Source organism: Bartonella harrusi (assembly GCF_024297065.1).
Lineage (GTDB): Bacteria > Pseudomonadota > Alphaproteobacteria > Rhizobiales > Rhizobiaceae > Bartonella > Bartonella harrusi.
Map to the genome: position 1 here is coordinate 1,654,369 of NZ_CP101114.1, position 12,076 is coordinate 1,666,444.

Consider the following 12,076-nt stretch of genomic DNA (forward strand, 5'->3'; position numbering starts at 1 on the left):
GTTGAGCGTTTACCCTGATCTCTTGGCGCAACTCATTTCCTCTCGATTGCGCCAAGAGTGTTCTAAAACATTACAAAAAAGTTCCAGCAAAACAAACCCCGTAATTTTATTTAAGTTATTGATAAAATATCACAAAAAAACTGTATAAAAGACACAAACATAAATTACACTGATCAACGAATAGCGCGGAATCTTTGGAAGCCATTCAAATGAGCACCTTTTGATAAAAGCTGTACCAGCATGAAGGTGGAGAGTGCACCAAAGAGGTTTTCTAAAATTTTTGAAAGGAAACATGCATGAAAAAACATCAGCCAAAACACTATTCTCCACCATCTAACCCAGAAGCTCTCTATGCAGCGGTTGAGAAGCCGAAAAAAGAGCAGGGCTCTCATAAACCAGAAGAAACTGTCTATGCACCCCAACACCCACCGCAAGATGCTAATCCCTATGCAAGACCACGCAGTGAACCAACCCCTCAAAGACCTGTAGACCCTTACGCAGTAACTGATCTGTCAGAAAATAATTGGCGATCATCCCTCCAAGAACCAAAAAATTGGTATACAAGACAGCATGATCGTAAACCAGAGCCAGAACACCTGTACGCAGAAATTGATGTGAGTGGAAATGGAGGACGCAATCCTACACGACCACTAGAAACTGTCTACGCACAGCTTAACATAGGAGGACGTGGCGGGCCAAGTTCTGCTCCACAAGAAGAGCATCTTTACGCCGATCTTGACTTCGGCAGAAATGGAGGACGCAATCCTACACAATCAGTAGAAACTGTCTACGCAAAGCTTGGCATGGGAAGTGGGGGACCAGACGCCGAACATCGAGAAAATCCTATCTACCAAAGTCCGGAGGCAAAAAGAAGAACAACACCTCCTCAGACAGAGAAAGATTTAGTGACTTCAGCAATTGCAAAAGATAAAGGATTCCAAGATAGTCTAGTAAGCGTTCAAGAATGGTGCGAAATTGTTTTTGGTAACGGGCATGCTTTGAACAAACAACTTGCTCAGATCCTTGACAATCCTAGCAAAGGACGTGACATCTTACAAAGTCTAATGGAAAATCCTGAGTGCTATTGTAAGCTTGCCGGTCAAAAAACGTTTGGCATCAAAAGCCAACACCGCAAACAAGCTGAAGAGGGTTTTGGTTCCCTTTGTGATGCTTTTGAAAGACATGTAAAAACTGCAGAAAAGCTACACAGAAAATTTACACATGAGCATAGACAAGACAAGGGTGTTGAGAAAGGACAAGAGAGTCCTGAACACAGACATCATCGTCATCACCATCGTCACCACAGAAGAGACTCTGATTCTCCAGAACGTGAAACGCAATCACGCGGTAGGCAGCAGAGAGGAGGAGGAATGGCTTTTGCGATGTAAGAGGGTATAAAAGAGAAACGCATAAATTTCTGCTTTTTATCTGATTTCTTGACGCAATCGAAGGGAAAAGGTTGCGTCAGGGGTTGTTGTAAAATGTTATCAAAAGTCATCAGAAAAATCTCATGATTTTAGAGATTATGGATAAAACTTTATAAAAAATTTGTATAAAAAACATCAATATTTCTTAACAGAGTCTCTTAAGAGTGCCGAGAGACATAAGTCTTTACAAGCCATGCAAATAGGTATGCTGTGTATAAAACCATCAAACTATCAAGATGGTGTATTCACCAAAAAGGTTTTCTGAAACAGTTTTGAAAGGAAACATGCATGAAAAAAAACCAACCGTCTCCTCCACGCCGTTCAGTACAACAGCTCATCAAACTCTACGAACAAACTGCCTCAGAGCGCACTGCCTCAGAAAACTTTTCCACAAAACCTGCCTCACAAAGCAACAAACCGCCTTCTTCTTTAGAAAAAAAACAGCAACAACAACCTATAGGAACCATGCCAACGAGCAGTGAAGACGTTTTATCAACATCCGTTCCGTCTCAACCCCCCCCCCACTCATGAGAAGCGATCTCTCTGAAGGAAGCCACACTCTAAAAACCATAGACACCGCAATGGCCCAACAAGGAAGAAGGCTTTCTCCTATCCTGGAAGAAGATGAGGGCGCATTTCCCGTTTTCAGAGAAGAAGAAACTCTCTCCGTAACAGAAGCTCCGCAAAAACCACAACGTACAACAAGCTTGCAGAGAAACAGCACATCTTCTCAAGAAAGAGGAAGGCTTTCTCCTATACCAGAAGAAGATGAGGACGCATTTTTCTTTTCCAGTGAAGAAGAAATACTCCACGCAACAACTGTTTTGCAAAAACCACAACATGCAACAAGCTTGCAGAGAAACAACACATCTTCTCAAGAAAGAGGAAGCCTCTTTGCGACAGCAACTTTACAAAGGCCAACAAGGGTTTTGTCAGAAGAACAAATAATGAAGCTCCTTCCCCACAGCCAATTGGTAAAAACATATCATGAAAAAATTGAAGGTTTGTGCCAAATTGCTTATGGCAAAAAAGATGTTTTACAAGAAAGAATGGAGGAAATTCAAAAAAATCCTACGATAGGAGAAGGACTCCCATGGCAAACTGCAACGCATCTTCAGAGTATTTCTAAACTTTCCGGTATCAATTTCTTGGGCATAAGAAATAAAGCACGCAGAAATGCGGAAGAAAGCCTTTCTGCTCTGTGTAACGCTCTTGATTGTTATAGAGAGGCCGTAATATATGCAAAAGAAGACTTGACGATAACTCCAGACACAATCCTCATGCATTATGAACAATCTATGGGTCGTGAAGCACTCGCTGAAATTCTACAAAACCCAGATCATCTTGAAAGGACGCAACAAGCACTGTCAAACGCAGAAATCTCTACCATGATTCAAAAAAATCCCGCAGTCAAAAGGCATCATGCACAAATTCAATATTGGAGCGAAGTTGTTTTTGGCAATGCGAATCTTTTTACAGAAAAAATAGAAGAGATTTTTCACAATCCCGCTATAACAGAGGAGTTCACATGGCAACTTGCCGCCTTTCCTCAATCTTTACATCGCTACTCTGGTATCAACATGTGTGGCTTTAAAAACACCACACGCAGACATGCTGAGGCAGGCCTTTCCCATCTCATTGACGCGGTTGACAATTTTGCAAATGCAGTCCATTTGCAAAAAGAGCAGCTTACAGCAGCGCATCAAAAACAGCTTGAGCCATCTTCTCAACAAGCGAAAAACTTACAAAGACACCGCGATTTAGAGAAACCTTCTAGAATCCCTGAATATTTATCCTCCTCCTCAAATTATGAGATCAGTGGAACCTCCAATACACATGAAAAAAGACCAGACGTTCGTCACCAAAAAATTGCATGCTCAAAAGCGATGGCTCTCGCCAACTAAGCATATCGAAGTTTTCGCTTTTCATCCTGTTTTTTAACGCAATTTCCACAAAGCAAAAGAGGCAATAAAATGAAAAACTTTGATCAGCATTTTCCTTAGATTAGCTCTAACTGGTTCATAGAATAGCATATTCGATTACAAATATTGATTATCATTTGCATAAGGAATGCAAAATCTTTTGAAAGCATTTCACTTGACCTCCTCCATAAAAAGCGATGAAAAAGCATCAAAATAAAGATGGAGATGGCCATGAAGAGGGGAAAGAAGTATTGTAAAAATTTGAAAGGAAACATGCATGAAAAAAAGAGCCCCCTCCTCTAAGATAGAACAGCTGATGGCAAAATTTGAAGAATCGCAAGAACAATCTACCGCGGCGCCAATTGCCCCACAAGTTCCCCAAGAGCAGCAAGAAGCACATCTCCAGCAACACCCATCAGAAACCGTACAGGAAAGTGTTATTCAACCAAGCACATCACATGCGGAAGACATGCAAAAAAACACCCCTTCTCAAGAAAGTGAGGTCCTCTACGCAACACCAACCCCACAAAGACCACCGCGACCACCGCGTGCGCACGAGAGAGGGTTAAGCAGCACAACCACACAAAACAGCCAAACATCACGCACAAAAGTTTCTCCCCAAAGACCATCACGGGCAAGAGACAAAGAATTAAGTAGCACCTCTTCTCAAGAGAGCGAAATTCTCTACGCAACGCCCACTCGGAGAAAAACACCACGTGCAAGAGACATGCAAAAAGACAGCACCTCTTCTCAAGAGAGTGAAATGGATTCTCATCTATTCCAATCATGGGAAGACATCGAGAAGGCATACAGCTCCTTTTTCCAAGAGAGTAAAATTCTCTACCCAACAAATTCTGGGCAAAAACCATCACGGGCAAGAGACATGCAAAAAGACAGCACCTCTTCTCAAGAGAGCGAGACTCTCTACGCAACACCCACTCGGCAAAAAACACCACACGCAAGAGACATGCAGAAAGACAGCACCTCTTCTCAAGAGAGCGAGACTCTCTACGCAACGCCCACTCGGCAAAAAACACCACACGCAAGAGACATGCAAAAAGACAGCACCTCTTCTCAAGAGAGTAAAATGGATTCTCATCTATTCCGATCATGGGAAGAAGTCGAGAAGGCATACAGCACCTTTTTCCAAGACAGTGAAGTCTTCCACCCAACAAATTCTGGGCAAAAATCATCACGTAGAAGAAGCATGCGGAGAGACAGTACCTCTTCCAAAGAGAATGAAATAAGTCCTGAGGAATTACAAATATGGGAAAGAAGCATGCCATTAACCGAAAGAAGAACCTCTTCCGACGATAGTTATAGCGCCTACACAGTAGCTGTTCCGAAAACACCACCGCTCAAAAAACATGAAATGTATCTTTCAGAAGAGGAGATACTCTCAAAAGTAAGAAACCATACGTTGGTCATACGCGCTAAAGAGACAGTCAAAGAATTGTCTCAGACTGTTTATGGCAACTCAGATATTTTTGGACAGAAACTTGCAGAAATTGACAAAAATCCCGCTTTGGGAGAAGGACTTTCACGGCAAGTTGCAGCAAGACCTAAACTTGTTGGTCCGCTTGCTGGTCACAGCTTTTGTGGCTTGAAAAGTAAAGCACGCAAAAACGCTGAAAATAACGTTCCTGAACTCTGTCGTGCCCTTGGAATTTATACCGATGCTGTAAAACACGCAAGATATGACGCTTGTCTTGCACATAATTCAAGAAAAAGAAAACATCAAAAGTCAATAAACCAAGAAGAAATGGCTGAGAGTTTACAAAATTCGCGTAAACCTGAGCAAGAAATAACTCTCCTTTCACAGGAGGAGATTACCCACAGAATGAGCGGTGATACATCAGTCAGATATTGTCATGCAGAAATTGCCTATTGGTGTACCGTTGTTTATGGTAACCCAAGTGTTTTGCAGTATAGGATTGAAGAAGTTGAAAAAGCTCCTGCTATAGGAGAACAACTTGCATGGCAAGTGGAAAATCATCCTCTTTTATTTGGTAAACTTGCTGGTCGCAACGTCTGTGGCTTGAAAAACAAAGCACGCAAAGAGGCTGAAAATGCTCTGCCATGTCTAAAAGATGCCATTGAGGCTTATACAGAAGCTTTACAACATGCCAAAGAGAACATCATAGAAAGCCATCAACAAGAACAACAACGCTATAGACTGTCTAGAGATCTCAATCAAGACTTACAACAAACGCTCATCCCGAAAAAAGAGGTACCTCATCTCACGAGAGAAGAAACCCTTGAAAAGGTTAAAAATCACACATCAGTTCAATCCAGCAAAAAAGCAATCGAAACTTTGTGCAAGGTTGTTTATGGTCGTTCACATATTTTAGAGGAAAAGATTGAAATGATTCTTAAAAATCCTCTTGAGGGGAAGAATCTTGCATCTCAAATTATGACATCCCCTCAATCTATTGCTAGGCTTGCTGGTTTGGGTATGGGGAGTATAATGAATGACGCACGCACATGCGCTAAAGAGAATATTTTTTCTTTACATCTCGCAATTAGGCATCATACACATATGGTTGAACGAACAGAAAAGGACATTTTGCAAGACCATCATGCGAAACAAAAACGCTGTGAAAAATCGGTAGAAATGCCTGGGGAATGGTTTGGAGCTCTATGTTCCCTGACAAAAGAACAACAGCAAGAAACCTTATCACAATCTTTTGAACTGAGAAAAGAAGTGAAAGCTTATAAGGAAAAAATCGATACACGCTTATCAGAAAGTGAGCATGAAGCGATCAAGGGAAACAATGGCGAAAAACTTGCTAAAATGATTGGCATATCAGTCAGAGAAGCACAGAAAGTTATACAAGTCGTCAAGTCCTTAGAAGAGCTACAACAGAGTATTACAGTTGCTGAACACAAAGCACAAAATTTGCATCTTGAAACCCGTGCCTCATCAGCAATAAAAGCAGAAAAAGTTACACAAACCATCGAGCAAGAAAAAGCAATACCAAAAAATGTTCAGCCACGTAAAGTCGAGCATGCAAAAACAGCAATGATGCATCTATAAGCGCTCACTCTTTCGTTCTTTTTCATTCATTCTCAAGCGAGAGAATTATTTAAGCTCTCTGTTCTTTGTTGTTTTTTTTCATCAAAGAAAAAGAGGGCTTATCATAAATTTTAAAGAGCAAAACAGAGAGTCTAAAAAACAAAGAAACGCTCTCTGTGTGATAAGAAGAAAAAATGCAATAAAACATCAACAGAAAGAATGATCAGCCTCACCCGCTTTCTTTACATTCTTTTCTCTTCTGTTTTCTCTATTCGGTTTAAGAAAAAATATATTGTTTTATTGGTGCTCTAAAAGCTTTAATGCAGAAGCCACAAGAACATTTTAAAACTCTCCATGCACTTTTATGATAGAAAGAAAAACAGCAACATAAAGTACTTTAAAAGAGTATTTATTAACACTATTGTATTAAGACGCTTATCGGATTTTTATAATCTCATGACTTATAATGATTTTTTACCACCTGTCTTTTATGACAAACGCGATATATTTTTATGATTTTAATTAAAAAATTTGCAACTGTTGCTTCAGGAACTCTTATGAGCCGTATTTTTGGCTTTATCCGTGAAATGCTGATGGCAGCAGCTCTTGGAACAGGTCCCGTTTCCGATGCATTCAATGCGGCTTTTCGTTTTCCCAATACATTCCGCCGTTTTTTTGCTGAAGGCGCCTTTAACGCAGCTTTTGTTCCTCTTTTTTCAAAAAAATTACTGAAAACGGGAGCGAAGCCGCTTGCAAATTCGCAGAAGAGGTGTTTGGCATTCTCTTTTCACTGCTGTTACTTTTAACCATTGCCATGGAATTCAGTATGCCTTTTTTGGTACGAACGATCATAGCTCCAGGCTTTGCAGAGGATGCGACAAAATTTAACGCCACGATTCATTTTACCGCGATCATGTTTCCTTATTTAACCTGCATGTCTTTAGCGGCCATGATGGGGGGCATGTTAAATGCCCTACGGCGCTATTTCATTGCGGCCGTAGCCCCCCTCTTTTTAAATATTATTCTTATTGGCGTGCTTGCCTATGCTTGGTTCTATAAACTTGATGCTTGGCATATCGGCTTAAATCTTTCTTGGGGTGTCTTAGCAGCAGGAATTCTCCAACTCTCCTTAATCGCTGTTGCTTTGCGTCGCAGTGGCATGAAAATTCTCCTTCGCCGCCCCCATTTCAGTCCCAATGTTCGTAAGCTTTTAACTTTAGCACTCCCTGCTGCCATCACAGGAGGGATCACGCAAATCAATTTGCTCATTAATACCAACATTGCTTCCAGCCAATCGGGTGCTGTATCCTCTTTGATGTATGCTGATCGTCTTTATCAATTGCCCCTAGGCGTCATAGCAATTGCCGTTGCAACTGTTCTTTTACCAGAATTAACAAGAGCTCTGCGCGGCAAAAAACATGAAGAAATGCATGATTTGCAAAACCGCTCTATTGAACTCACCCTATTATTAACGCTTCCTGCATCGGTTGCCTTTTTGCTGCTCTCCACACCCATTGTCAGTTTGCTTTTTGAACGTGGACAATTTACCAGTGAATCAACACACCATGTTGCACAACTCCTTGGACTTTATGGATTAGGGCTTCCAGCCTTTGTCCTCATTAAGGTGTTTATTCCCAATTTTTTTGCCCATGAAGACACAAAAACACCGATGATTTTCACCGGCATTTGCGTTTTCATCAATATCAGTCTTGCTTTAACATTATTCCCCCTTTTATCCGCCCGCGGCATTGTCATTGCCGAAATCACCTCTGGATGGATGAACACCTTGTTGCTTTGTGCTGTCCTCATCAAACGCGGCTATTGGAAAGTTGATGCACAACTGATAAAACGCATTGCCTGTCTGATATTTGTCACTGTTTTAAGCACGATAGCCCTTCAATATCTCCTGAATAGACTTGATTTTTTATCTTTCCCCCTCTCCTCACAAGCATCATTTTTCTTGCGCGCTAGCACATTATCAGGGATAATGCTGGCTCTCTTCTTGGTCTATTTTAGCGTCTATTTTTTAATTGATACGCGTTCTTTTTTTCTCACCCTCAAAAATTTTAAAAAACGGCTCTAATATTTTATCTTGCTTTCAGAAAGACGTTTTGACACAAAACGTAAAAGAAATAATTTTATTTAAGAAAGAACACTTCTATGGAGACCTTCACACCGCTTGTTTTTTCTGGTGTACAACCGAGTGGAAACTTACATCTTGGCAATTATCTTGGCGCCATCAAACATTGGGTTGAGCTACAAACATCTCATCATTGCCTCTATTGCGTTGTTGATATGCATGCACTCACAGTGAATCCAGATCCCCTTACTTTGATTGAATCCACCAGAGCCGTCACCGCCGCCTTTTTAGCAGCTGGAATTGATCCGCAAAAACACATTATTTTTAACCAATCGCGTGTTTTCCAACATGCCGAACTTGCATGGATTTTCAATTGTATCGCCCGTATTGGTTGGCTTAAACGTATGACGCAATTTAAAGATAAAGCAGGAAAAGATCGCGAGAAAGCATCCCTTGGGCTTTTTGCTTATCCAAGTCTGATGGCCGCTGATATTTTACTCTATCGTGCCACTCATGTTCCAGTAGGTGAAGATCAAAAACAGCATGTTGAACTCACACGTGACATTGCACAAAAATTCAATAACGACTATTCTGATCGTATTGCAGAATTAAATTTTGCTGTTTCAATGCCAATGGATGAAGAAGAAAAATCAGGCTTTTTCCCAATACCAGAAGCGCTAATAGGAGAGACAGCGATGCGCATTATGTCGTTGCGCGATGGTACAAAAAAGATGTCCAAATCAGATCCTTCCGATTTTTCGCGCATTAATTTAACCGACGATGCGGATCTTATTGCCAAAAAAATCCGCAAAGCAAAAACGGACTCAGCCCCTCTTCCCGATACATTAACAGCTCTAGAAGGACGACCAGAGATCAACAATCTTCTTGGTATTTATGCGGCCTTTGCTCACTCAAGCAAAGAAAAAGTCCTTTTAGAATTTTCAGGACAACAATTTTTACTGTTCAAGACAGCCTTAGCAGACCTTGTTGTTCATAAGCTTGCACCAATAACAGAGGAACTGCGTCGCTTGCATCAAGACAATGCTTATATTGATTCTGTTTTGCATGATGGTGCACAACGTGCCGGTGCATTAGCAGAAAAAAATATGAAAAAAATCCGTGAAATCGTTGGATTTTTACACGATACATGAAACAATAAGGTTTCAATGATCAAGAATATAGAGAGCACCCCATGGTTTCCAAAAGAAAAAATCCGAAAAAATCTCATAAGAAAAAAATTTTAGTCATTATTGATGAAACACCAGAATGCCGCCGTGCTGTTGCATTTGCCGCACAACATGCGCAAAATACCAACAGGACATTGGTATTGCTCTGTGTTGTGGACAGTATAGAATTTCAACATTTTCTGGGTGTCAATAGCATTATGCGCACAGAATCAACGCAAATTGCTGATAAAATATTGCGAGAAATTGCCCATGATGTACACAAAACCCACGCTTTAAAAACAGAAATCATTATCCGTGAAGGTGAAGGAATTGATGAAATTTCTAAACTCATCAACGAAGATAAGGATATTGCACTCATTGTTTTAGCAGCCAGTGCACACGCAGAAGGACCAGGACCACTGATTCAACTGATCGGAAATCGGGGAACGGCATTTTCAATTCCTGTTACCATCATTCCAAGCAGTGTTGCCGATGAAGACATTGAATCAATTGCTTAAACAGGATGAGAGATAACAATCCTCCTCATCCCTTATCTCAAAGACCTTATATAAAAGGAGAGCATATGTTTATTCAAACTGAAGCCACCCCCAACCCTACAACGCTTAAATTTTTGCCAGGTCGTGTGGTTCTTTCCGAAGGTGTATTAGAGTTTCGTGACCATGCAGAAGCGGATAAAAATTCTCCTCTCGCTGCGAAACTGTTTAATATTCCAAATGTCAATGGTGTTTTTTTAGGTTACGATTTTATCACGGTAAGCAAAAAAGAAGGCGAATGGCAGCATCTCAAACCCGTTATTTTGGGCACAATTATGGAGCATTTTCTGTCCGGTGAACCGGTTGTCACCACCAATGCCTCTACACAAGCACAAACCCACGCCCTTAACGAAGAATTTTATGATGAAAAAGACGCTGATATTGTCATAACAATTAAAGAGCTTCTCGAAACCCGTGTTCGCCCCGCCGTTGCCAATGATGGAGGAGATATCACTTTTCGCGGTTTTGAAAACGGTATTGTTTACCTCAATATGCGCGGTGCATGCGCCGGATGCCCTTCCTCAACCGCAACACTCAAACATGGAATTGAAAATCTTTTACGGCACTTTATTCCAGAAGTTTTAGGTGTGGAAGCAATGCCACAATAGAAAACGAGATCAAAACAGCGATAAGCAAACACAAGCGTGAGGAGAATACTCCTGCGCTGTCACAAAACCAAATCCCAAAACCACATCACACCATCTATAAAGACCACGAAAAAAGAAGATTTTGAGCACTTGATTATTGGCACTTTCTTTACAAAATCAAAGAAAAAGAGCAAAATGACCTATTCTCCACAAAAGCATCATACAGACGAAATTCTAAAACTTTCTATTGCGATAAAAAATTGATTTATAATGATAATTTAGTGTTTTATATGTTAAATAAGATTCTCAAAGACTCTTAAGATTTTTTCATTTCTATTCCCCTTAGATTAAATGAAAAGAAACATTCCCTTGCACCAAAAGGAGAGATATGTGAACAAAAACCGTTTGAGAAAGGCATGAAAACGCCTTTTAATGAATCGCCTTCATGCAAGAGCTGTTGCAACATTGAGAGCTAGCAAAGAAAATAATGATACTGACCTGTTACTTCATAAACGTAGAAAATATAACTAAAATATATAGTTTATATATGTGATTTTATTAAGAAGTTGATCGTATAAATAAATGCTAAATTATAACTTTTCTTATTACCTCTGTAAAATTAAATAATTTTCTATTGTATACTCTCTACGTTAGTGTAGTGCGCTTCATGTTGTGTACACAATAAGTTAAATATTAAATTTGGGAGATAATTATGGAAAGTGCATATGAATTATTTATAACGGAATATTTAGAAGAAGACATTCATACTACCAGCCTAATACTCTAAAATTATATTGGAAGAGGTGTCTAGCCTCTTCCAATATAATATGAATTAACGGGGGAATTATAATGGATAATGAAGGTTATCATTATTTTCTGGATGGAGTTGTAAATGATCTAAAGCTCTTGAGAGATGAAAAAACCTTATATTCTTTCTTAAAGTAAGAAAAAACACAAAAATGAATATTCTAGGATTCATGTCACACAAATTTACAACAGAGGAACAAAGTGTGACAGGTTTTTTTTTATTGAGTGAATCACATTTATCATTCCATACATATCCAGAGAGTAATTACATAAGTATTGATTTATATACTTTTGGACAAGGTTACAGCTCTGCAATTGAAACTATCAAAGCTCAATGGAAACATACTGGACAATTATTTGTTAGATCCTTCAAAAGAGATAAGCATTTGTTGAGGACCAATAGCTCTTCAGCTTGTAACTTAAATTAAGAATGAAGGTGGTCATGAATATCAAAAATAATGGTTTATTTAAGTTTGATTGTCAGATTCCTGTGTATAATTTTTCTTTCCAAGTCAAG

8 protein-coding genes and 1 pseudogene are annotated in these 12,076 nt (G+C 39.8%); all 9 read left to right on the plus strand.

Annotated elements, in window-relative coordinates; all coding sequences use genetic code 11:
- Positions 1-296: 296 nt before the first annotated feature.
- The 9 genes and pseudogenes from NMK50_RS07680 (at position 297) to speD (ending at position 11,987) form a co-directional block, all read left to right on the plus strand.
- Positions 297-1,388 (plus strand): BID domain-containing T4SS effector, encoded by a 1,092-nt coding sequence (locus NMK50_RS07680; protein WP_254769985.1) that lies wholly within the window; start codon positions 297-299, stop codon positions 1,386-1,388.
- Positions 1,389-1,715: 327 nt separating this feature from the next.
- Positions 1,716-1,958 carry a hypothetical protein gene (locus NMK50_RS07685; RefSeq protein WP_254769986.1) on the plus strand — a complete coding sequence of 81 codons (243 nt, stop codon included), beginning with the start codon at positions 1,716-1,718 and terminating at the stop codon, positions 1,956-1,958.
- 50 nt (positions 1,959-2,008) lie between these two features.
- Entirely contained in the window at positions 2,009-3,331 is a 1,323-nt protein-coding gene (locus NMK50_RS07690; protein WP_254769987.1) for a BID domain-containing T4SS effector, read from the plus strand.
- A gap of 295 nt (positions 3,332-3,626) precedes the next feature.
- Positions 3,627-6,386 (plus strand): BID domain-containing T4SS effector, encoded by a 2,760-nt coding sequence (locus NMK50_RS07695; RefSeq protein WP_254769988.1) that lies wholly within the window; start codon positions 3,627-3,629, stop codon positions 6,384-6,386.
- Between the two features lie 491 nt (positions 6,387-6,877).
- Positions 6,878-8,448, plus strand: a pseudogene (gene murJ, locus NMK50_RS07700) (murein biosynthesis integral membrane protein MurJ).
- Between the two features lie 77 nt (positions 8,449-8,525).
- A complete protein-coding gene (gene trpS, locus NMK50_RS07705; RefSeq protein ID WP_254769989.1) occupies positions 8,526-9,596 on the plus strand; it encodes a tryptophan--tRNA ligase in 1,071 nt (356 codons plus the stop codon).
- Positions 9,597-9,637: 41 nt separating this feature from the next.
- Positions 9,638-10,129: a universal stress protein gene (locus NMK50_RS07710; RefSeq protein ID WP_254769990.1), complete on the plus strand. Its 492-nt coding sequence runs from the start codon at positions 9,638-9,640 to the stop codon at positions 10,127-10,129.
- Between the two features lie 65 nt (positions 10,130-10,194).
- A complete protein-coding gene (locus NMK50_RS07715) occupies positions 10,195-10,773 on the plus strand; it encodes a NifU family protein (protein ID WP_254769991.1) in 579 nt (192 codons plus the stop codon).
- Between the two features lie 956 nt (positions 10,774-11,729).
- On the plus strand, positions 11,730-11,987 hold the full coding sequence (gene speD / locus NMK50_RS10640) for an S-adenosylmethionine decarboxylase (RefSeq protein WP_374112221.1): 258 nt from the start codon (positions 11,730-11,732) through the stop codon (positions 11,985-11,987).
- Positions 11,988-12,076: the final 89 nt, after the last annotated feature.

Bases quoted from the DNA above. Each gene is read 5' to 3' on its own strand.
- NMK50_RS07680 (WP_254769985.1), top strand. From the start codon at position 297: ATGAAAAAACATCAGCCAAAACACTATTCTCCACCATCTAACCCAGAA.
- NMK50_RS07685 (WP_254769986.1), top strand. From the start codon at position 1,716: ATGAAAAAAAACCAACCGTCTCCTCCACGCCGTTCAGTACAACAGCTC.
- NMK50_RS07690 (WP_254769987.1), top strand. From the start codon at position 2,009: ATGGCCCAACAAGGAAGAAGGCTTTCTCCTATCCTGGAAGAAGATGAG.
- NMK50_RS07695 (WP_254769988.1), top strand. From the start codon at position 3,627: ATGAAAAAAAGAGCCCCCTCCTCTAAGATAGAACAGCTGATGGCAAAA.
- trpS (WP_254769989.1), top strand. From the start codon at position 8,526: ATGGAGACCTTCACACCGCTTGTTTTTTCTGGTGTACAACCGAGTGGA.
- NMK50_RS07710 (WP_254769990.1), top strand. From the start codon at position 9,638: ATGGTTTCCAAAAGAAAAAATCCGAAAAAATCTCATAAGAAAAAAATT.
- NMK50_RS07715 (WP_254769991.1), top strand. From the start codon at position 10,195: ATGTTTATTCAAACTGAAGCCACCCCCAACCCTACAACGCTTAAATTT.
- speD (WP_374112221.1), top strand. From the start codon at position 11,730: ATGTCACACAAATTTACAACAGAGGAACAAAGTGTGACAGGTTTTTTT.